The sequence below is a fragment of the Pelovirga terrestris genome, assembly GCF_014773365.1.
Taxonomy (GTDB): domain Bacteria; phylum Desulfobacterota; class Desulfuromonadia; order Desulfuromonadales; family Geopsychrobacteraceae; genus Pelovirga; species Pelovirga terrestris.
Genome location: NZ_JACWUN010000003.1, coordinates 101,423 through 121,744 on the forward strand (window position 1 = coordinate 101,423; position 20,322 = coordinate 121,744).

Below are 20,322 nucleotides of genomic sequence, written 5' to 3' on the forward strand. Positions count from 1 at the left end.
TCGATGGTCCTTCAACCCTTATCAGCTGCCGATTGGAACCTTTTTTTACGCCTTGCCCGAGGCGAAGGCTGGCTTGTCCCGACCAAAGAGCAACTGCTGTTTCACCATCAGTGGCGCCCTTTTTTCCTGGCTTTGCGTCATTGCGGAACAACCTGCGGCTTCATTTCTGCTGTCAGCTACCACCATAGCGGCTGGATCGGCAATCTGCTCATCGCTCCTGAATTGCGTGGACAAGGTTACGGTAAATATCTGTTTAAAGAGGCGTTAAAGGTTCTGAACCAACCTCCATTGCAACGAATCTGGCTCACTGCCTCGAGGCAGGGGCGGTCCCTGTATCAAGGTTATGGATTCACGCAGGTTGATACGGTGACGCGCTGGAGTGCAACCGGCCGGGGCAAGAATCAACCCCTTACCGCCCTGGCAACGCTGGCATGTCTGATGGCAATTGAACAGGATTGCTGGGGAGAAGATCGCGGTGATCTGATCAGCGCGCTCGCCGCAGACAGCTTTCTGTTACAGCAACCGAACACTCTTGCCATGGTGCAAACCGGAATGGATTTATGGCAGCTTGGCCCCTGGTCCGCCGCAAAAAGTGATCCACGCAGCGCCCGCCTGCTGCTTGACCTGGCGGTGGCCGCAACACCTGTCAACAAGACTCTGTTCGTTGATGCTCTGGATTCTGCCGGACTTGAACTGCTGCTACGGCAGCGAGGTTTTACCCGCCATGGGCAAAACCTGCTGATGTATCAGGGAAAGATGCCCCGCTTGAGGGGAGTGATGGCTTTGGCCAGCTTGGGCAGTATTGGTTGACGATCATTGTCTTGACTAGCGCTATTTACTTTAGTATATAGCGCTAGTCAACCCCAACGTCAGGAAGAAATCCATGAGAGTCAGCGGCAATCTGTTACTGGGTAGCCATCAGCAACTGAATGAAAAACGTATCGAGTTGCTGCGCCGGATCGATCAACTAGGCTCCTTAAGTGCCGCAGCCAAAGCGGTGGGTTTGAGCTACAAGGGCGCCTGGGACGCCATCGACGCTATCAACAACCTGTCCGACCAAGAGCTGGTCTGTCGCGTCAGCGGCGGCCGTGGAGGCGGCGGCAGCACCCTGACAACGGAAGGGAAAAAAATCCTGCAGATGTACGATCTGTTCGCCGACGCCCATGAACGCTTCATGGAAGATCTTTCTCGCCACAGCGAAAACCCGCAGGACGCCTATATTTTTTTACGGAGAATGTCCATGAAAACCAGCGCGCGCAATCAATTCGGGGGGGAAATTATCAGTATCCGCCACGGTTCGGTTAACGATGAAGTGACCCTGAAACTTGGCGGTGGCGACGAAATTACCGCTATTATTACCCGTGACAGCGTGAAAAACATGGAATTGTCTGTCGGCAAAAAAGCCTATGCCCTGATTAAAGCCAGTTCCGTTATCCTGGCCGACGAAAAGCCCCATGGCATCAGCGCCCGTAATATTCTGTCAGGCACCATCGAGCGGATTGTTCTGGGCGGTGTCAATGCCGAAGTGATCCTCGCCCTGCCCGGCCAGACCCGTCTGGCAGCGGTGGTGACGCGTGAGTCGATAAGCAACCTCGAACTGCGTGAAGGCGCACATGCCTGGGCATTTTTCAAGGCATCGAGTGTTATTTTAGGTGTTTAATGTGAGCAGAGGCTAAACACCTCCTGTATTTTTTGTCTATCGGTATATAGACGACTTTATATCGAAGCCTTAATGGAGGACATTGTGAAAAAGATCCTTTTGTTATTTATTCTGCTCTCTCTAACCGTAAGCTGCGCCTGGGCGCAGTCCCTAACCGTTGTTGCCGCCGCCAGCTTGCGCTTTGCCATGGAAGACATGGCCAAAGAGTTTGAGCAGGTGCATCCCGGCAGCAAGATCGAGATTGTTTTCAGTTCCAGCGGTAAAGCCTATGCCCAAATTACCAACGGAGCCCCCTTCGACCTCTTCTTTTCCGCCGACATGCATTATCCGGAACGACTCCATGCCGAAGGGTACGCCATCGACGAAGTCAAACAATATGCCGTCGGTCGCCTGGTCATCTGGCAACGTCGCGGCGGGCCGGTGGATTTAAACAAAGGAATCGCAGGACTGGATCATCCGGTGGTTCAGCGACTTGCCATTGCCAACCCTGAGCTTGCGCCCTACGGTGCGGCGGCCAAAGAAGCCCTGATCGATCAGGACCTATGGGAAAAGCTGACCCCGCGCATGGTCATGGGAGAAAATATCTCCCAGACCGCTCATTTTGCTGCCAGCGGCGCCGCACAAGCCGGCTTGATCGCTTATGCCCTGGCCCTTTCCGATGATATGCAACGCATCGGCGAATTTGCCCTGGTCGATGAATCCATACATACACCCATGCCCCTTGGATTCGTTATTCTAAAAAGCGCGAAGAACATTCCCCTGGCACAAAAGTTCGGCGCCTTCGTTCTCAACCCCGAAGGCAAAGCAGTCCTATCCAGGTATGGGTTCTGACATGAACAGCATTCCCGGAACCATCGCTGCCATTGACACCGATGGCAACCTCTCCCTGGTGGATATTGAGGTGACCTCAGACTTCAGGATGTCGGCGCTGATCGTCGAAACCCCGGAACACTGCCCCTGGCTGAAAACCGGTCATAAGATAAAAATCCTGTTCAAGGAGACGGAGGTTTCCATCGCCCGCAACTTAAGTGGTCAGATCAGTTTACGCAACCGTTTTGCCGCGACCATCACCGACATTCGCAGTGAAGGGATGTTGGCGGAGATCACCCTCGAGAGAGCCGGACACCAGGTAGTTTCCATCATCACCAGTCGTTCAGCACAACGAATGGAGCTGAAAACCGGCGATCAGGTGGAATGGCTGGTCAAGGCCAACGAAGTGTCATTGACTGGAAATTGAAGGAATTTATATGAATCCCGACTTCACCCAAACCATGATCCTCACCTTTCAGGTCGCCGCTATCACCACCATCATTCTGCTGGTGCTGGGGATTCCCTTAAGTTATTGGCTCGCCTATACCAACAATCGCAGCAAGACCGTTGTTGAAACCCTGGTGAGCATGCCCCTGGTGCTGCCACCGACGGTGCTGGGTTTTTATCTACTGGTCTTCTTCAGCCCGGTCAATCCGGTCGGTGGTTTTCTCGACAGCTGGTTCAATCTACGGCTGGTGTTCAGCTTTGAAGGGATCATCGTCGGTTCGGTGCTGTTCAGCCTTCCCTTCATGATCCATCCCCTGCAAAGCGGCTTTGGCGCAGTTCCCGCCACCCTGCGCGAGGCGGCGGCCACCTTGGGGATCTCCCGGGTGAAGACCCTGTTCACCATCCTGCTGCCCAACATGAAACCGGGCATCCTCGCCGGGTGTGTGTTAAGCTTTGCCCACACCGTCGGCGAATTCGGAGTGGTGCTGATGGTCGGCGGCAATATCCCCGGCGTGACCCGCATGGCCTCCATTGCTATCTATGACCGGGTCGAAGCCCTCGACTATGCCACCGCTCACCAGTACGCTTTTGTCCTGTTCGCCATCACCTTTGCCATTCTGCTGCTGGTCTATATGGTCAACCGGCGCTTTGCCCGCATGGAGCTGACATGATTCAAGTCCATGTCAGCAAACGCCTGCACACCGCCGAAGGACCGATGGATCTGGTGTTCAGCGGCACCATTGAGCAGGGGGAATTCATCACCCTGTTCGGCCCCTCCGGTGCGGGCAAAACGACCCTGCTGCGCATGATAGCGGGGCTGACCACCCCCGATAGCGGAACCATCATTGTCGATGGCCAACCCTGGTTCGACTCTGGCCGCCGCATCAATCTGTCGCCGCGCCGGCGCTCCATCGGCATGGTGTTTCAGGATTATGCCCTGTTTCCCAACCTCACCGTTGCCGAAAACATCGGTCTGGCGCTGCCCAGGGAAAAACGCGGTGTCATCGTCGGAGAGTTGCTGGAGGTCGCGGGATTACAGGAGCTGGCCGGGCGCAAGCCGGACAAGCTCTCCGGCGGCCAGCGTCAACGTGTCGCCCTGGCGCGCGCCCTGGCCCTGAAACCCACCATCCTGCTGCTTGACGAACCCCTGTCGGCGCTGGACCTGCAGATGCGCCTCAAACTCCAGGATGAATTGCTGCGTCTGCATCAGCGCTATCAACCCACCACCCTGCTGGTCAGCCACGATCTGAGCGAGGTCTTCCGCCTCAGTCGCCGCGTCTTTGTCCTGGACAGAGGCGAAGTCACCCGCAGCGGCAGCCCGACGGAGGTGTTTTCACAATCAAAGATCAGCAATAAGTTCCGTTTTAATGGTGAGGTGGTACACATCAAACCCAGCGGCGTCGTCTACATCGTCCACGTGCTGGTCGGGCAGGATATTGTTCAGGTCATTGCCAGCGAGCGGGAGATCGCAACCCTGAAGGTCGGCAAACGGGTTCTGATTGCATCCAAAGCATTCAATCCGCTGATCATGCCGTTGGATGAATAGTTCAGAGGGTTATACAAATGCGTACCTTTATCGCGATTGAACTACCCACTGACATTAAACAACACCTCGGCGACATCACCCGGCAACTGCGGCGGAGTGATGTCCATGCCGGCTGGGTCAAACCTGACAACCTGCACCTGACGCTGAAATTTCTCAGAGACATTGATGACTCCCTGTTGCCGCAACTTGCCGAACAGATTGACCAATGTGCAAAGCAGCAGACAGCTTTTCATGCTGACCTGAATGGCCTCGGCTTTTTCCCCTCCCAGAAACGACCACGCATCCTCTACGCCGCCATCCAAGAGCCGCTGCCCTTGATGCGACTGGCGCAGCAACTCGACCAACTCTTAGCCCCTTTGGGCTTCGCTCCGGAACAACGCTTCCACCCCCACATCACCCTCGCCCGCATCAAGAACAGGAAAAATCTTGAAAAACTCCAACAGATGGCTAATGACATTGCACTTCGGCAAACCTTTGCCGTCACTGCTATCAGCCTTTTCAACAGCACTTTATATTCCGACGGAGCGCGCTACCGGGCGCTTCAGCGCTCATTACTGCGAGAACCGGGCCTGTAACCGACGACACATCCCAAAAAACGTCAATAGCACCTTACCTGCCCGGCAATTTTCAGCTACAATTCGGCGCCGATAACATCACATCTGCATCATACCCGGAAAGGTGGTTACAGCAGACATGCCTCTGTTTCAACATCGCAGACTTATTCATACAACAGGTCTGGTCGTTGCTATTGCTCTGTTATTTGGAATCGTCGCCCAGGCAAATGCCTTCATCGATTGTGCTCCCGGGCAGAAGCTCAACCCCCTAACCATGCGCTGTGAAGCAGCGCCCGATTGCCCTGACGATGTTGACGCGAGCACCGATGCTGCCTGCCAGGGAGTCACTGCCAGTCCACTGATTCCTGCCCTGACAACCGAAAGCTTCGGCTGGGGCAATGACCAAAATCCGGCCCTGACAAGCAGTTCAAAAGCAGCCTATGAAATTCTCTATTTCTGGGGCATCGGCTGCCCTTTCTGCGAACGTCTGAGACCACAACTCGAACAGCTTGCCGCAGACTATCCACAGGTTCAACTGCGCGATTTTGAAGTCTATTACGACCGCGCCAATCAGCAGCGCTTTCTCGAAGCCACCAGTAAATACGGCATTGATTCTCACAGTGTTCCCTTAACCCTTATCGGTGAGCGTTACTGGATCGGCTACCGTGAGCATTTTCCCGATGAGATGCGCGGCGAGCTGGAAAAACTTCTTGGCCTGCAGAGCGGTGCCGAAGCAGCCCCAACAACCGCAGCCGACACCATCAGCGTCCCACTGTTCGGCGATATCAACGTCGGCACCATGCCGCTCTTGTTGACAACGGTACTGATCGCCTTTGTCGACGGCTTTAACCCCTGCTCCCTGTGGCTGCTTACCATCCTTTTAGGCATCCTTCTGCATACCCGCTCGCGCCGTAAAATCATCGTTGTCGGACTGGCCTTTTTGCTGACCACCGCCGCCGGCTATGGAGCCTTCATGCTGGGGCTGCTCAATGTCTTTTTGTATGTGGGCTATGTCGTTTGGATCAAGATTGTCGTCGGGCTGTTGGCTCTGACCTTTGCCGTGGTCAACATCAAGGACTATTTCTGGTTTCAACAGGGAGTGAGCTTCACCATCTCCGACAAGCACAAGCCGGGAATTTTCAAACGCATGCGCAACATCATCCATCAGGATATGTCAACTGCCGGCATGGTCGGCGCCACCATCATCATGGCCCTGGGGGTGACCCTGGTGGAACTGCCCTGTACCGCCGGCTTTCCGGTTATCTGGTCCAACATCGCCGCCCAGCAGGGAGTCACCGGCATTGAATTCGCGCTATTGTTTGTGATTTATCTGACCATCTACTTAGGAGTCGAAATTGCCATTCTGGCAACGGCGGTCATCACCCTGAAAAAAAGTGTTTTTGAAGAAAAACACGGGCGCATTCTCAAACTGATCAGCGGTGTCATCATGCTGGTATTGGCCTACGGCATTGTGTTTGCCTACGATACCCTCGGCAGCCTCGGCGGCGTCCTCGGTCTGTTTGGTGCGGCTGCCGTGATCATCGCTATCGTCCTGATCCTCCACCGCATCATTTTGCCACGCTGCGGCATCAGCATTGGCTCAGAAAAGCAGAAGCCACCTTCTCACAAGTAGCTTTACCCATAAAAGAGAGGAGCCAAACATGACTCCATCCGAGCATCTCACCTTCTGCACTGCGCTGATCATCTCCCTGGTTAATGAAGCGCCGCAGAACCACCTCCATGGGTTTGATGAACAAGCCTGGGGCAGTCCGTTAATCGGCGTGGCGGCAGGCAATGATCCCCTGTTTACCCAGTACAAACAGATCATCGGTTCAGTGCACTGGACACCGGCAGAAGCATTTGCCCTGGCCTATCCTGAACAGCCAGTAACAGCGGAAGATTTACGGGTAGTGAGCTGGATTTTACCGCAAACAGAAAGCACCCTGGCAGATCAGCGACGGGAAACGCAACTGCCGGCTCCGCGCTGGATCTACTCGCGTCATTATGGTGAGCTGTTTAATGAATGGTTGCGACGTAAGGTTCGTGATGAATTTATCGACATAGGGCGCAAGGCGACGGCGCCGACCCTGCTACCGGGCTGGGGCTATCGCCAGACACCCCAGGCGGGGCTGTGCTCGAACTGGTCGGAACGCCACGCCGCCTATGCCGCCGGACTTGGAACCTTTGGACTGTCAGATGGCTTTATCAGTGAAGCCGGAAAAGCCATCCGCATCGGTTCGGTGATTGTCGCTGCAGACATTGAGGTCACTCCACGCACCGCTACCTCCCATACCGCCAACTGCCTCTTTTATGCCCGCGGCACCTGTGGTGCCTGCAGCAAACGCTGCCCCGTGGCCGCCATTTCCAAAGCCGGACACGACAAAATCGCCTGTCATAACTACATCCGCCAGGTCACCGCCCCTTACGCCAAACAGCTCAGCGGTCAGGAGGTGACACCCTGTGGGCTGTGTCAGGTGGGTATCCCCTGTGAGCGGCGCAATCCTCTGCGGTAAAATCGGGGACACAAAAAAATTATGAAATAATTGGAATTGTGTCCCCGATTTTACCCCCCCTGCGCAGCGATTCAAAATAGTCACGTTGACGCTGACCGACAAAGTTTTTTTGTAGCAAGGAGTAGATCCTACTGGCCCGTACCTGCAGATCAAGCTGGTTTTGGGCGCGCTGCAACACCTCAGGTTCAGCATCATAGCGGCGCTTGAGGATGGCCTGAATTCTGGAAAAGTTCTGAATCAAAGGGATTGTTCGCAAGGTTCGGCGCTCAGCCAGAAATCTCTCCCCCTGGTCACTGACAGCGAGAAGGTGCAGATAGGCAGGGGAAGCGGCCAGCAGCTGCCGTGCTACTTCAGCTTCAATGCCAAGCAGAACCGCCACTAAAGCACGCTGCACCCGGGTCCGGGTGAGGTGTCGAGCCTTGATATTGCTGATCAACTCTTCCAGCTGAGCTGACTGGTCGGCGGCAGCAATCAGGCGATGTTCGAGTCCCGCTTCAATCCACCAGTAACGGGTCAGATCATTTGCCTGCCGCACTATCTGTGCAGACAGCATCCGAAAATAAACGTCTTCGTCCAACCCCATGCCCTCAGCAAATGTCTCTCTCAAAAGATGAGCGACCGGGTCAGGAACCAGGCGGTCAATGTCGAGACCCTCAAGCAAACACTGACGGATGCCGGTAGCACTGGCAATCCCCTCTTTTGCGTCGAGATCGTGGTAACCGGCACCTATGCGCGTCAGGGTCAGTGGCACGACAGGACTGCCAACTTCACGCAAGGCCCGTAGATAAGCGAGGCCGAGGATATTATTCGGGTGGACAAACATCTCTTGGGTGTCAGCCTCCGGGCAAAGATCCGCCAGCGCTTGCGCCCGGGCCTGGGGAAATGTGACACCGCGACGTAAAGCAGCTGAGGTGCGCTGCTCAATAATGTCATGGGCGTCAGCCAGAAGATCAGCACAGCCCTGTAAGACATTGAGGTTGCCACTTTCGCTGCCGAAACAGCAGGCATCGACTCCCAGGGCGGTGAGCGCCTGAATTCCGCCCCGGGCAAAATCCGGAGCGCTGCTGCAAGCCCAGGGCAGCGGCAATTCAACCACGACATCAACCCCGGCGGCCAGGGCCATCTCCGCGCGCGCCCACTTGTCGATCAGCGCCGGTTCCCCACGCTGGAGAAAAGGACCACTCATCACCGCCACCGCCACTTCAGCATCTGCCAGTTCAAGACTGCGGCGCAGGTGGTACAGGTGGCCGTTGTGGAACGGGTTATATTCGGTGATCAGACCAACAGCACGCATAAATCTTGCTCTCACAGGCACGGAGTGCACCAAAAAATCTTTATCTAAGTATCTGCTTCACTCCAGCTTTGCCAAGCAGAGCGATCGAGATCGTGCAACCAATCTGGATCCTGCAACTTCGCGCAGGATGACACAGACGCAAGTCTCAGGAAAAGTACTAAACTGTCATTCTGCGCGGAGCGAAGCGCAGTCGCAGAATCCATTTCCTGTTTATCTTGGAGAACTTGGTGCCTTGGTGGCTAGAAGGGTTCTGTTTTTGGTCGGCGTTGACAGTTCAATATCAACAAGCCACCAAGACTCCAAGAGCACCAAGAGAGGCGAGAAGCCCCTCCGTCTCTGTGGTTAAAGTTTTACCATAATTTTCTCAGCCACCCGGTTTTCTTCCAGGGTGGTGAGGGTTTTGTAGGCCAGTATTTCAACCCCCGCCGCTGCCGCCTGACGCAACAGGCGTCCGTATTCGGGGTCAACCTTGTCTGCCGGGGAAAAATATCGGGCCTCGCTGCGCTGCACGAGAAAGAAAATGACACTGCGATACCCCTGGCGCAACGCACCCTCCAGTTCGAGCAGATGCTTCTGCCCACGTACCGTTACTGCATCGGGAAAGCAGGCAGTTTCGGCTTCGCAACAGAGGGTGACGTTTTTCACCTCCAACAGCACCTTCTCATCTCCCTTGGTCAACAGAAAATCGATGCGGCTACCACCATAGGGAAATTCGGCGCGCACCTGATAATCACGAAACTCGGGAATCCACCCCTGCTCCAGGGCTTCGGCCACCAGCTGGTTGCTGCGCAGGGTATGGGTATCGACCCAGTCGTGACCGACCTGGATCAGTTCCAGCGTCCAGGGGATGTTACGTTTGGGATTGTTCGCGGCGGAGAACAGTACCGGATAACCGGGGACTGCGCACTGCTGCATACTACCGGTGTTGGGGGTATGGGCGGTAATGATCGTCCCGTCGGGGCGTTCGATGTCGGTCAGAAAACGCTTGTAGCGGCGTAGCAGGGTGCCGGCAAACAGAGGTGCTGGTAGTTTCATGGGACTCTCCGGAGTTGGATTTCCCGTCATCTTAACGGGCTATCTCCTCATTTCACACGTTTCCCAAGGGACAGCTGTTGCGAAGGGGGATAGATCATCGTATATTAGCGCCTTCGATCTGCTGAGCCTGTGCCCTTTACCTGAATCACTACCATTTATCAAACCGCGAGGCCTCCATGACAGACAACCTGATAACACGTACCCCATCCGCCTACGACTATCCGCTGCTGATTAAAAATCTGTTTACTGCCCCGGCGGTCAGCAACCCGCACCAGACCATCGTTTACCGCGACCTGCAGCGTTTCACCTACGCTGATTTCACACAGCGGGTTTGCCGTCTGGCCAATGCCCTGACCGCCATCGGCGTGAAGGCCGGTGACACGGTGGCAGTCATGGACTGGGACTCCCATCGTTATCTTGAATGCTTTTACGCTGTGCCCATGCTTGGTGCGGTGCTGCATACGGTCAACATTCGTCTGTCGGCGGAACAGATCATCTATACCATCGACCATGCTGAAGATGATTACATTCTCGTCAACGAAGAGTTTCTCCCCCTGCTGGAACAGATCAAGGGACGAATTGACACGGTCAAATCTTACATTCTATTGCAGGATGAGCAAAAACAAGTGGAAACCAGCCTGCCCCTGGCCGGAGAATACGAAGTCCTGTTAAATCAAGCAACTGACGGCTTTGATTTTCCCGATTTTGATGAAAACACCAGGGCCACAACATTTTATACCACCGGCACCACCGGTATGCCCAAAGGGGTGTATTTCAGCCACCGCCAGCTGGTATTACACACCCTCGCCGGCATGGCGGCGCTGGGCAGTGTCGCGAGCCAGGGGCGCCTGCATCAGAAAGATGTCTACATGCCGATCACCCCCATGTTTCATGTTCATGCCTGGGGACTACCCTACATCGCCACGGCACTGGGAATCAAACAGGTTTACCCCGGCAAATATCTGCCGGAAATGCTGCTTAAACTGATTGACAGCGAAAAAGTCACCTTCTCCCATTGCGTACCGACCATCCTTCACCTGCTCATGAGCCATCCCCTGTTCAAACAGATTGATCTGAGTGGCTGGAAAGTACTGATCGGCGGTGCGGCTCTACCCAAAGCCATGTGTCAGGCCGCAAGGGCACGGGGAATCGACATCTACTCCGGTTACGGCATGTCGGAAACCTGCCCGGTGCTGACCCTGGCCCATGTTACTACGGAGGAGTTAAGCAGTGAAGAGGACCTGGAGGTCCGCTGCAAAACCGGCCGCCCGCTTCCCCTGGTCGATCTGCGGATTGTTGATGAGCAGATGCAGGATATTCCCGCCGATGGTCAGAGCGTCGGTGAGATTGTCGTCCGCAGTCCATGGCTGACTCAAGGATACTTGAAGGATCAGCGCAATTCGGAAACCCTGTGGCGCGGGAGTTACCTGCATACCGGGGACGTCGCCAACCGCGACCAGCATAACTACATCAAGATTACCGACCGGATCAAGGACGTTATCAAGATTGGCGGAGAGTGGATTTCGTCACTGGAGGTGGAAGATTTTCTCGCTGCTCATCCGGACGTTGTCGAGACAGCGGTCATTGGATTGCCGGACCCGAAATGGGGTGAAAAGCCGGTCGCCCTGGTGGTCAAAAAAGAGGGCACCGGGATCACTGAAAAGGAATTGCTGAACTATATCCGCGGATTTGTCGACAAGGGGCTGATTTCTAAACAGATCGTGTTGCTGAAGATCGAGTTTGTTGCCAGCATCGCCAGGACCAGCGTCGGCAAAACCGACAAAAAACTGCTGCGCGAACAATATCAACAATAGTGACGAAGTTCCCCGCGGGCCACCCAACCCGCGGGGGAAAACCATTAAATCTTCGATACTTCATCCACCGGCACATAATCGAAGCCAAAGGCCTCTGCCACCCCCTTGCAGCAGACCAACCCATTAACCACATTGAAGCCTTCAGCAATGCCCGGATCCTGGCGTGCTACCGATTTCCACCCCTGGTTGGCAATCTTGAGGGCATAGGGCAGCGTGGCGTTGGTCAGGGCCATGGTCGAGGTCAAAGGCACAGCGCCGGGCATATTGGCGACACAGTAGTGGAGAATACCGTCAACCTCGTAGGTGGGATTGCCGTGGGTCGTCGGGCGCGAGGTTTCAAAGCAGCCCCCCTGATCGATGGCAACATCCACCAGCACCGCACCCGGCTTCATCGTCGCAAACATCTCACGCGTCACCAGGCGGGGCGCCTTGGCACCATGGACCAGTACTGCGCCGATAACCGCATCAGCGTTAATCACCAGTTCCCGGATAGTCGCCGGCGAGGACATCATGACGAAGCAGTTGGCCGGCATGGTTTCATCCAGATAACGCAAACGGGTCAGGTCCTTGTCGAGAAGATAAACCTTGGCGCCAAGACCACAAGCCATGCGGGCGGCCTGGCTACCGACCACGCCGGCACCAATCACGACAACGGTTGCCGGCTCAACCCCGGGCACACCACCCATAAGGAGCCCGCGCCCTCCCTGAGCGCGTTCCAGATATTTTGCCACCTGTTGGGCCGCCATGCGCCCGGCGACCTCACTCATGGGGGTCAACAGGGGCAAACCACCCGCAACATCAGTGATGGTCTCGTAGGCGATGCACACGGCTTTGCGCCCCAGCATGGCCCGGGTCAGTTCTTCACTGGCGGCAAAATGAAAATAGGTAAAGACGATCTGACCCTCTCGAATGTGCTGATATTCCTGCGCTTGTGGCTCCTTGACGTGCATCACCATGGCAGCGTGGGCATAAACGTGCGCGGCCTCAGGCACGATTTGCGCACCAGCGCGCTGATAATCCTTATCGGCAAAACCGCTACCGACTCCGGCAGATTGTTCCACCAGAACCTGATGCCCAGCTGCAACCATGACCTCGACGCCCCCCGGTGTCATGCTCACCCGGTTTTCTTCCGCCTTGATTTCTTTGAGTATTCCGATAATCATCGTCACCTCGCTGGTTAAGTTCTGGCGTTACCAGCCGTTCGCTGTGCTCACTTGAGGCACAGAAACCCTGAGAAACCTGGGAACGCATGGCTTTTTATGATTTTCTCAGCGCCTTAAGTGGCTTAAGGGTAAATATCTTTTTTGATCTTGAATCGACAGTTTGAGTGAAGTGAATATCCAGGTAAAGAAAAAAATTTCCGAGGGATTCTGTTGCCACTAAATGAGACAAACTGTGCGTAACACTGATTACTTCCAATGGCGTTTCTGCTAGATTTGTCAAATAGCATACCGCTTTAGTTTTCAATTTCCTTGTTACAGGACAACCCATGAAACGCATCATCCGTTTTCTCTTGCCCCTGCTGATACTCTCAGGTGGCATCGCCATCAGTGCTGCGCTGATTGCCAGTGGTCCGGAGGCAACCCGTCAGCGCCCGCAGATCCCTCCGCCAACGGTTGAAGTCATCACCCTTAAGCCCCAATCTTACCAGGTCCAGGTTGCCAGCCGTGGCACTGTCTCACCCCGCACGGAAAGCACTCTGGTGGCGGAAACAGCCGGGCGGGTGGTTAAGGTAGCGGACAACTTCTACACCGGCGGCTTCTTTGAACAAGGCGATCTGTTGCTGCAAGTGGATGACCGCGATTATCAGAATGCCGTCATTATTGCCCGTGCCGAGGTAGCACAGCGCCAACTGGCGCTGGCCGAAGAGCAGGCGCGCAGCGATCAGGCCCGCCGTGACTGGCAACAGTTTCAGCAACAGAATCCACCGCCACCCCTGGTGGTGCGCACGCCGCAGCTTGAAAACGCCGCCGCAGCCCTGGCTGCGGCCCAAGCACGAATGCGCCAGGCCGAGCTGAACCTTGAGCGCACCCGCATTCTCGCCCCCTACGCCGGACGGATTCTGACCAAGGACGTTGACATCGGGCAATATATCACTACCGGTACACGCCTGGCACGGATCTATGCCAGCGACGCGTTGGAAGTGCGATTACCTCTCTCGGATGAGCAACTGAGCCACCTTACCCTGCCGGAAGAATTTCGTAACCGTCCGGTGGTTCCCGCAACCCGACAGGCAGGCGTCACCTTCAGTGTCCGCATCGGTAGCGACATCTTTACCTGGTCCGGGCGGCTGGTCCGCACCGAAGGCAGTATCGATATCAACAGTCGGCAACTCTTTGTCATTGCCCGGATTGACAACCCTTATCAGCAGACAGCAGACCGGCCCCAATTGAAAATCGGTCAGTTTGTTGAAGCACGCATCTCAGGCAGTCAGCTGGAGGCAGTTTATCGGATTCCCCGGCAAGCCATTCATGGCGAACGTACCGTCCATATCATCACCCCGGAAAACCGGCTGGAACGGCGCGAACTGGATATTGTCTGGCGCGACACCAACTATCTGGTCGCCAGCGGTCCCCTGCGTCCCGGTGAGCAGATTGCCCTGACGCGCCTGCCCTTTGCCGCTGATGGCATCAGCGTCCGCATCACCAATAACAACCAGGATGGACGCAAGGGACAGAACCAATGAACGGGATTATTGCCTGGTTTGCCCGCAATCATGTAGCAGCCAACCTGCTGATGGCATTGATTATCGGCCTGGGCCTGTGGGCGGTCACAGATCGAATTCCGATGGAGGTCTTTCCCGAATTTGAGCGGGACACAGTCATCATTAGTGCCGTCTACCGTGGCGCCACCCCGGCCGAAGTAGAAGAAGCAGTCATTATCCGCATTGAGGAAGCCATCGCCGCCATCAGCGGGATCGACACGATTATTTCCACCGCCAATGAAGGCAGTGGGCAGGTTCGGGTTGATGTCTTAAAAGGGTACAAACCGCGCGAAATCATGGATGATATCCGCAACAAGGTCGATGCCATCAGCACCTTTCCGGAAGAAGTCGAACGACCCACCTACAGTATCCTGGAGTTCCGCCGGGAAGTCATTTCGGTTGTTATCGGCGCCAATCTGCCCGAAGCCGATCTGCGCAAAATCGGTGAAATGGTTCGCGACGACCTGACCGCGCTGCCGGCTATCAGTCTGGCAGACCTGGTCGCGGTCAGACCTTACGAACTCTCGGTTGAGGTCAATCAGCCGACCCTCGAACAATACCAGTTGAGCCTGGAAGATCTGTCCCAGGCAATTCGTCGCCACTCCCTTGACCTGCCGGCCGGAGCCATCAAAACCCGTGGCGGCGAGATCCTGTTGCGCACTATGGGTCAGGCAGCCTCAGCCACAGACTATGCCCGCATCCCCGTGCGCACCACGCCCGCCGGCAGTCAACTACTGCTGGGTGATATTGCGACCATTCACGATGGTTTTGATGAAGATCCACTGGAGGCCGTGCTCAATGGAAAATCTGCGGTCATGATCGAGGTATACCGTACCGGTGAGCAGAATGCCCTGGACGTCGGCCGTGCGGTTCGTGAGTATGTAGCGGAAAAGCGTGAAATTCTGCCGCCGGGAGTTTCCATCGACTACTGGCGTGATCGCTCACGCATTGTCCAGTTGCGGTTAAACACCTTGACCAGCAGTGCGCTGCAGGGGGGCATTCTGATCTTTCTGGCCCTGGCTCTGTTCCTGCGATTTTCAGTCGCTATCTGGGTCTGCATCGGTATTCCGATCAGTTTCTTAGGCGCCCTGGCGCTGATGCCGACCCTTGGCGTGACCCTGAACTCCATGAGCCTTTTTGCTTTTATTCTGGTGCTGGGAATTGTCGTTGATGATGCCATCATTACCGGTGAGAACGTCTACCGGCGACTCAAGGAGGATGGTGAATCGATCGAAGGGATCATCGCCGGAACCCAGGAGGTCGCGGTCCCGGTCACCTTCGGGCTGCTGACAACGATTGTCGCCTTTACTCCGTTACTCTTTATGGAAGGGGTGCGGGGGCCGATCTTCGCCCAGATTCCACTCATTGTTATTCCGGCCCTGGCCTTTTCCTGGGTTGAATCGAAGCTGATTCTGCCGGCCCACCTGAGCAGTGTCCACATCACCAAGCCACCACGGGGAGCCTTGCTGATCTTGCAGAAACTGCAGCAGAAAATTGCCCGGGGGCTGGAGTTGTTCGCCCTGCGGATCTATCAGCCGGTACTCGAGCTCGCAGTCAGACGACGACATCTGACCCTGTCGATCTTCACTGCCGCGATCATCATTATTGTCAGCTTTGTGGTCAGTGGCCGTTACGGTTATACTTTTTTCCCCCGGATTCAAAGTGAGATTGCCCGCGCAACCCTGATCATGCCGGCCGGCACCTCGATCGACCAGACCCGAACCCACATAGAACGCATGGCGCAACATGCCTACGCCCTGCAGGCTAAACATCTGGAGCCGGACGGCAAGAGTTCGGTCATCCGTAACATCCTGGTGAGTACCGGCTGGACCGGTACCGGAAGTCCCGGCATGGGTGGCAAATCGGAACTGGGGCAGGTCACCATGGAAATGGTGCCGCCGGAAGAGCGCCTTAATCAGATCAGCACCAGCGAAGTAGTACAGGAATGGCGTCAACTGATCGGCACCGTTCCCGGGGCCAGGGAACTGACCTACCGGGCGGAAATCGGGCGGGGCGGCAACCCGGTTGATGTCCAGTTGACTGGGGCTGATTTTAACCAGTTGTCTGAAGTTACCGAGCTTCTGAAGCAGCGCTACAGCGAATATCCCGGACTGTTCGACATCCAGGACAGCTTTGACCAGGGCAAGCAGGAGATCCAGCTGCGGCTGCTGCCGGAGGCCAAACTCCTCGGATTAACCACCACTGACCTCGGCCGTCAGGTCAGAGCCGCTTTTTTCGGCAGCGAAGCCCAGCGCATTCAACGGGGGCGCGATGATGTCCGGGTGATGGTTCGTTATCCAAAAGAACAACGTCAGAATCTGGCCAGTTTGGAAACCATGAAAATCCGCACCCAGAGTGGCGTTGAAGTGCCCTTTAATCAGGTCGCGGCCATCGATATGCAGGCCGGTTATTCAAGCATCCGCCGGGTTGACCGTAACCGTGCGGTGAATGTCTCAGCCGATGCCGAAAAGGGGGAGGTTGATACCAACGCCATCGCCGCTGATTTGAGGATCTATCTCGACGAACTACTGCTTGAATATCCCGGTATCCGCTATACCTTCAAGGGGGAACTGGAGGAACAGCGCGAATCAATGGGGAGCCTGATCTACGGGGTTATTTTTGTCCTGTTTGCCATCTATGCCCTGCTCGCCATCCCGTTTCGCTCCTACCTGCAACCGCTACCGGTGATGCTGGTCATCCCTTTTAGTATCGGCGGTGCCATTGTCGGCCACATGATCATGGGGTTTAACTTAAGCTTCATGAGTCTGCTCGGTATTCTGGCGTTGTGCGGGGTGGTAGTAAATAACAGCCTGGTACTGGTCGATTTCATCAATCGCCGCCGCCGTGAAGGGATGCCGATGTTCGAGGCGGTGATGCTCTCCGGCGTCAACCGCTTCCGACCGATCCTGCTGACCTCCCTGACCACCTTTCTCGGGCTGACCCCGCTATTATTTGACACCAGCACCCAGGCGCAGTTTCTGATTCCCATGGCGGTATCCTTAGGCTTCGGCATTCTCTTCAGCACCTTTCTCAGCCTGCTGCTGGTACCGGCAACCTATTTGATTCTTGAAGATATCATCGGATTTTTCAGGGCAGAAAAACGCGTGTAAAAGCTAGAGCCGGGCCCATCCATCAGGAGCTGACGGATGGGCTGGTAGGGAAAATCTGATCACCCCGCCAGGAGGGTCAAGACCTTTTCTTCAACCTGACCCAAAAATTGCTCCAGGCTGCCGTCGTTGCGCAACACCATGGTCCAGCCGGTAAAGTCATCGAGGGAGTTTTCACTGCTATGGGCATTGGCGCCATTGAATCCCGGCCGTTCCACCCGGATCAAGACCCCGCCGTTACGCTGAACCGCCTCAACCTCATTGTGAAAACGTACATCATCAACCAGAATATGCGCCTTCGGATCCGTCAGTTCTAGCAACGCCGCTTCCCACGCCTTGGTCCAGTAATCAGGGTCCTGGGCGCGGCGATATTCGGTTCCCCACCATTGCAAAATGCGCCTGACACTCAGGGTCGTCATCCCCGGATGCTGCTGAATATCGTGATGTTCCGCAACAAAGCCGTCCCACGCCGGACACTGTAGCCTGGCGCTGTGCTCATCGATCTCGAAATGGGTCAGTTTGTCCTGCTGATCGCCGTAGAGTAAAGCCACCTTATCGGCTGCGCCGACCTGGCGCAGAAAGGCTTCCACCTCACACCGCAACATAGTCGCCATCGGCAACACCTGAATTTTATCGCCCAGCTTGGCCTGCAAATGTTTCGCCGCAGTGGTTTTTCCCGAGGCCGCCTTGCCGGCAAATCCAATAATCATGAGCAGAGTCCTTGAAAAAAAGTGATGAATGCAGACTCGTGGAGTCTAGCCATTTCGGGCAAAAAATCAACGGCGTTTATTGCCAATGATTCGAGTTCAAAAAACATTCACCACTGAGGCACAGAGGCACTGGGAAATTTATTAAAATACTTGGTTGCTCTGTGTCTCTGGACCTCAAGTGAGCGCAGTGAACGGGTGGTGAAAAGATTTATTGCCTGGCAGGCAACCGCCAGAGATGAAAAGACTCTGATCGGGACCGGGACTGATGAGCATTTTACTATTAATGTGGAGACGTTTGCGGGGATCTTTTGGAAGAAGTCGGGGAAGGGGTAGCTCCCGAGCTCCTGTTCTCAATCCAAATCGAAATTGCTATCGGGATCGATTCGATAGCAATTTCGCTTATTCTAAGGGATGCGCACCACGGCATAACCCTGCATCTGATAACCGATCACCGACACAAATCCGTTAGCCACGGAGTCGACCTCCGGGAGAATCGAGGCCGGATCGACTCCTGCCATCTTGACCGCATAGAGACAGACCTCAAACTTCACCCCGTCCTGCTTCATCTGCCGGATAGTGGTCTGAAACTGTTCAACCTCAGTACGCACTTCATCGGGAAACCGGGCCAGATTCGTTGAAATCAGATGCACCACTGGGCCATGAAAAACGACGACAATCCTGGGCACAAGTCCAAGATCCCGGACAGTTTGGTCCTCGTATGAATTTTTCACCGCCCAGAATACCCGGTTGGCGACCCCGGGATCACCGGACGTGAACTGGTAGACGGCATTAAAGGCTTTAATCCCTTTAAGGGCTTCGGCGTAACCTGAAGCCCAGGCAGGCACAAGACCCAAAACAAGAAGGATGACGACCCAGAGAACAGCAACACGGTTATGTAGGGATTGGTTTTGGGGTCGACGCATGGCACACACCTTGCCGGCATAACAGGCCGGCGTTAAAAGATTGTTTTCTCATTTTACGCCAGCGACCGGCGTGAAACATGGAGAGACACAAGGCTTTACCACTATTGCACAAAAATTTGCTAAGATAGTCAAAACAACCCCTCACATGATAGCTGATGGAAGGAGAGAGATGATGACCGAATGGAGCTGTGAAAATCCGGAAGAGCATTGTGATCTGCACGCCTGTCAATTGACAGCCAGCACCCGTCACCCTGAAATTGACAAAATGTTTGAAAACCCCCGCTATGCCTGCATCAACTGTGGAGCCAAGGTCCATGATGCAGCCAATGTCTGCAACCCCAAAGAACTCTGACCCACCAGCGGCGGGCAAACTTGCTGATACCAACGAAGTTTGCCCGCTGCGCTGATATCAGTTGCGCCATACCGCGATGCGCTGAACCACCGGATACACCGCCGGGCCGAACTGGTTATAAATGGCGACATCGGCGGCATCGCGGCCATAACCAATCGTCACATAGCCTCCCCGATGAGCGGTCTGGGTTGCATCAAAGGTGTACCAGCGACCACCGACGTACGCTTCAAACCAGGCATGCAGATCCATCGGTTCCAATTCACGCAGATACCCCACCACAAAGCGCGCCGGTATACTGATGCTGCGGCATAGTGCCACCCCGAGATGCGCCAGATCACGGCAAACCCCTGACTGGCGCTGATTAACCTCAACCGCAGAGATCGGCATATCACTGCTACCGGGGAGGTAGCGAATAAAGCGGCGCACCCAGTCCTCGATCGCTGCGACCTGATCATAGCCGGGCTGGGCATTGGTGGTGATTTCCGTTGCCATCTGGCCAAAGCGATCCGACTCGCAGTAACGACTAGGCAACAGGTATTCCAGCACGCCATTGGGAAGATTCTGAATCTCGATAAAGGGCGCACCCACTGCCTGATCGGTAGAATCTGCGGTCTTCACCCGGGCCAGGGTATGGATGGCAAAGTGTCCGGGCGGTGCGATCAAGCGCTGACAGAGGTTCCCATAACCATCGGTGAACTCGAACACGGGCACCTCGGGGTCAAGGCGGTATTCTTCCTTGGCTATCCACTGCTGGGCACCACTGCGTGGCCGCAACATCAGGACAAACGGCGTTGCTACCGCAATGTCAAACTCAAGATCACAACTGACCGTTAACCACATAATCACCCTTTGG

At 55.3% G+C, this 20,322-nt stretch carries 19 protein-coding genes; 13 read left to right on the plus strand and 6 right to left on the minus strand.

Features of this window, described 5'->3' with window-relative positions:
• Positions 1 to 3: 3 nt before the first annotated feature.
• From ICT70_RS03505 to ICT70_RS03545, 9 genes are all read left to right on the plus strand, one after another.
• Positions 4 to 810, plus strand: coding sequence for a GNAT family N-acetyltransferase (locus ICT70_RS03505; RefSeq protein ID WP_191154004.1), 807 nt, complete (start codon positions 4 to 6; stop codon positions 808 to 810).
• Positions 811 to 883: 73 nt separating this feature from the next.
• On the plus strand, positions 884 to 1,660 hold the full coding sequence (locus ICT70_RS03510) for a TOBE domain-containing protein (RefSeq protein WP_191154005.1): 777 nt from the start codon (positions 884 to 886) through the stop codon (positions 1,658 to 1,660).
• Between the two features lie 84 nt (positions 1,661 to 1,744).
• On the plus strand, positions 1,745 to 2,491 hold the full coding sequence (modA, locus tag ICT70_RS03515; protein ID WP_191154006.1) for a molybdate ABC transporter substrate-binding protein: 747 nt from the start codon (positions 1,745 to 1,747) through the stop codon (positions 2,489 to 2,491).
• Position 2,492: 1 nt separating this feature from the next.
• Positions 2,493 to 2,897 (plus strand): TOBE domain-containing protein, encoded by a 405-nt coding sequence (locus ICT70_RS03520; protein ID WP_191154007.1) that lies wholly within the window; start codon positions 2,493 to 2,495, stop codon positions 2,895 to 2,897.
• Positions 2,898 to 2,907: 10 nt separating this feature from the next.
• On the plus strand, positions 2,908 to 3,588 hold the full coding sequence (modB, locus tag ICT70_RS03525) for a molybdate ABC transporter permease subunit (RefSeq protein WP_191154008.1): 681 nt from the start codon (positions 2,908 to 2,910) through the stop codon (positions 3,586 to 3,588).
• The gene (locus ICT70_RS03530; protein ID WP_191154009.1) at positions 3,585 to 4,463 is read left to right on the plus strand and encodes an ABC transporter ATP-binding protein; all 879 of its coding nucleotides are present in this window, start codon (positions 3,585 to 3,587) and stop codon (positions 4,461 to 4,463) included. The genes modB and ICT70_RS03530 overlap by 4 nt, the downstream gene beginning before the upstream one ends.
• A 17-nt stretch (positions 4,464 to 4,480) precedes the next feature.
• Positions 4,481 to 5,038 (plus strand): RNA 2',3'-cyclic phosphodiesterase, encoded by a 558-nt coding sequence (gene thpR, locus ICT70_RS03535; protein WP_191154010.1) that lies wholly within the window; start codon positions 4,481 to 4,483, stop codon positions 5,036 to 5,038.
• A 118-nt stretch (positions 5,039 to 5,156) separates the two neighbouring features.
• Positions 5,157 to 6,650, plus strand: coding sequence for a thioredoxin/cytochrome c biogenesis CcdA family protein (locus ICT70_RS03540; protein WP_191154011.1), 1,494 nt, complete (start codon positions 5,157 to 5,159; stop codon positions 6,648 to 6,650).
• 28 nt (positions 6,651 to 6,678) lie between these two features.
• A complete protein-coding gene (locus ICT70_RS03545) occupies positions 6,679 to 7,530 on the plus strand; it encodes a 4Fe-4S ferredoxin (RefSeq protein ID WP_191154012.1) in 852 nt (283 codons plus the stop codon).
• 19 nt (positions 7,531 to 7,549) lie between these two features.
• Here the strand turns inward: ICT70_RS03545 and ICT70_RS03550 are convergent, their stop codons facing one another.
• Both ICT70_RS03550 and sfsA read right to left on the minus strand, forming a co-directional pair.
• Positions 7,550 to 8,824 (minus strand): tRNA(Met) cytidine acetate ligase, encoded by a 1,275-nt coding sequence (locus tag ICT70_RS03550; protein WP_191154013.1) that lies wholly within the window; start codon positions 8,822 to 8,824, stop codon positions 7,550 to 7,552.
• A gap of 342 nt (positions 8,825 to 9,166) precedes the next feature.
• Positions 9,167 to 9,859 carry a DNA/RNA nuclease SfsA gene (gene sfsA / locus ICT70_RS03555; protein ID WP_191154014.1) on the minus strand — a complete coding sequence of 231 codons (693 nt, stop codon included), beginning with the start codon at positions 9,857 to 9,859 and terminating at the stop codon, positions 9,167 to 9,169.
• A gap of 176 nt (positions 9,860 to 10,035) precedes the next feature.
• Between sfsA and ICT70_RS03560 the strand changes: the two genes are divergently transcribed.
• Entirely contained in the window at positions 10,036 to 11,673 is a 1,638-nt protein-coding gene (locus tag ICT70_RS03560) for a fatty acid--CoA ligase (RefSeq protein ID WP_191154015.1), read from the plus strand.
• A 44-nt stretch (positions 11,674 to 11,717) separates the two neighbouring features.
• On the opposite strand, the gene ald is transcribed toward ICT70_RS03560, so the two are convergent.
• The gene (gene ald, locus ICT70_RS03565; protein WP_191154016.1) at positions 11,718 to 12,836 is read right to left on the minus strand and encodes an alanine dehydrogenase; all 1,119 of its coding nucleotides are present in this window, start codon (positions 12,834 to 12,836) and stop codon (positions 11,718 to 11,720) included.
• A 326-nt stretch (positions 12,837 to 13,162) separates the two neighbouring features.
• On the opposite strand from ald, the gene ICT70_RS03570 reads away from it, so the two are divergent.
• Both ICT70_RS03570 and ICT70_RS03575 read left to right on the plus strand, forming a co-directional pair.
• The gene (locus ICT70_RS03570; protein WP_191154017.1) at positions 13,163 to 14,359 is read left to right on the plus strand and encodes an efflux RND transporter periplasmic adaptor subunit; all 1,197 of its coding nucleotides are present in this window, start codon (positions 13,163 to 13,165) and stop codon (positions 14,357 to 14,359) included.
• The gene (locus ICT70_RS03575; protein ID WP_224746790.1) at positions 14,356 to 17,487 is read left to right on the plus strand and encodes an efflux RND transporter permease subunit; all 3,132 of its coding nucleotides are present in this window, start codon (positions 14,356 to 14,358) and stop codon (positions 17,485 to 17,487) included. The genes ICT70_RS03570 and ICT70_RS03575 overlap by 4 nt, the downstream gene beginning before the upstream one ends.
• Before the next feature lie 59 nt (positions 17,488 to 17,546).
• On the opposite strand, the gene ICT70_RS03580 is transcribed toward ICT70_RS03575, so the two are convergent.
• Complete coding sequence (locus ICT70_RS03580) at positions 17,547 to 18,194, minus strand: deoxynucleotide monophosphate kinase family protein (RefSeq protein WP_191154018.1); 648 nt, start codon at positions 18,192 to 18,194, stop codon at positions 17,547 to 17,549.
• 404 nt (positions 18,195 to 18,598) lie between these two features.
• A complete protein-coding gene (locus ICT70_RS03585; protein WP_191154019.1) occupies positions 18,599 to 19,117 on the minus strand; it encodes a DsrE family protein in 519 nt (172 codons plus the stop codon).
• A gap of 169 nt (positions 19,118 to 19,286) precedes the next feature.
• Here ICT70_RS03585 and ICT70_RS03590 point away from each other — a divergent pair, with 169 nt between their 5' ends.
• A complete protein-coding gene (locus ICT70_RS03590) occupies positions 19,287 to 19,469 on the plus strand; it encodes a hypothetical protein (RefSeq protein WP_224746791.1) in 183 nt (60 codons plus the stop codon).
• A gap of 57 nt (positions 19,470 to 19,526) precedes the next feature.
• Here ICT70_RS03590 and ICT70_RS03595 read toward each other — a convergent pair whose 3' ends face one another.
• Entirely contained in the window at positions 19,527 to 20,309 is a 783-nt protein-coding gene (locus tag ICT70_RS03595) for a transglutaminase-like domain-containing protein (RefSeq protein ID WP_191154020.1), read from the minus strand.
• Positions 20,310 to 20,322: the final 13 nt, after the last annotated feature.

Excerpts from the sequence above, each read along its gene's own strand:
- ICT70_RS03505 (WP_191154004.1), top strand. The coding sequence starts at position 4 with ATGGTCCTTCAACCCTTATCAGCTGCCGATTGGAACCTTTTTTTACGC.
- ICT70_RS03510 (WP_191154005.1), top strand. The coding sequence starts at position 884 with ATGAGAGTCAGCGGCAATCTGTTACTGGGTAGCCATCAGCAACTGAAT.
- ICT70_RS03520 (WP_191154007.1), top strand. The coding sequence starts at position 2,493 with ATGAACAGCATTCCCGGAACCATCGCTGCCATTGACACCGATGGCAAC.
- modB (WP_191154008.1), top strand. The coding sequence starts at position 2,908 with ATGAATCCCGACTTCACCCAAACCATGATCCTCACCTTTCAGGTCGCC.
- ICT70_RS03530 (WP_191154009.1), top strand. The coding sequence starts at position 3,585 with ATGATTCAAGTCCATGTCAGCAAACGCCTGCACACCGCCGAAGGACCG.
- thpR (WP_191154010.1), top strand. The coding sequence starts at position 4,481 with ATGCGTACCTTTATCGCGATTGAACTACCCACTGACATTAAACAACAC.
- ICT70_RS03540 (WP_191154011.1), top strand. The coding sequence starts at position 5,157 with ATGCCTCTGTTTCAACATCGCAGACTTATTCATACAACAGGTCTGGTC.
- ICT70_RS03545 (WP_191154012.1), top strand. The coding sequence starts at position 6,679 with ATGACTCCATCCGAGCATCTCACCTTCTGCACTGCGCTGATCATCTCC.
- ICT70_RS03550 (WP_191154013.1), bottom strand. The coding sequence starts at position 8,824 with ATGCGTGCTGTTGGTCTGATCACCGAATATAACCCGTTCCACAACGGC.
- sfsA (WP_191154014.1), bottom strand. The coding sequence starts at position 9,859 with ATGAAACTACCAGCACCTCTGTTTGCCGGCACCCTGCTACGCCGCTAC.
- ICT70_RS03560 (WP_191154015.1), top strand. The coding sequence starts at position 10,036 with ATGACAGACAACCTGATAACACGTACCCCATCCGCCTACGACTATCCG.
- ald (WP_191154016.1), bottom strand. The coding sequence starts at position 12,836 with ATGATTATCGGAATACTCAAAGAAATCAAGGCGGAAGAAAACCGGGTG.
- ICT70_RS03570 (WP_191154017.1), top strand. The coding sequence starts at position 13,163 with ATGAAACGCATCATCCGTTTTCTCTTGCCCCTGCTGATACTCTCAGGT.
- ICT70_RS03575 (WP_224746790.1), top strand. The coding sequence starts at position 14,356 with ATGAACGGGATTATTGCCTGGTTTGCCCGCAATCATGTAGCAGCCAAC.
- ICT70_RS03580 (WP_191154018.1), bottom strand. The coding sequence starts at position 18,194 with ATGATTATTGGATTTGCCGGCAAGGCGGCCTCGGGAAAAACCACTGCG.
- ICT70_RS03585 (WP_191154019.1), bottom strand. The coding sequence starts at position 19,117 with ATGCGTCGACCCCAAAACCAATCCCTACATAACCGTGTTGCTGTTCTC.
- ICT70_RS03590 (WP_224746791.1), top strand. The coding sequence starts at position 19,287 with ATGATGACCGAATGGAGCTGTGAAAATCCGGAAGAGCATTGTGATCTG.
- ICT70_RS03595 (WP_191154020.1), bottom strand. The coding sequence starts at position 20,309 with ATGTGGTTAACGGTCAGTTGTGATCTTGAGTTTGACATTGCGGTAGCA.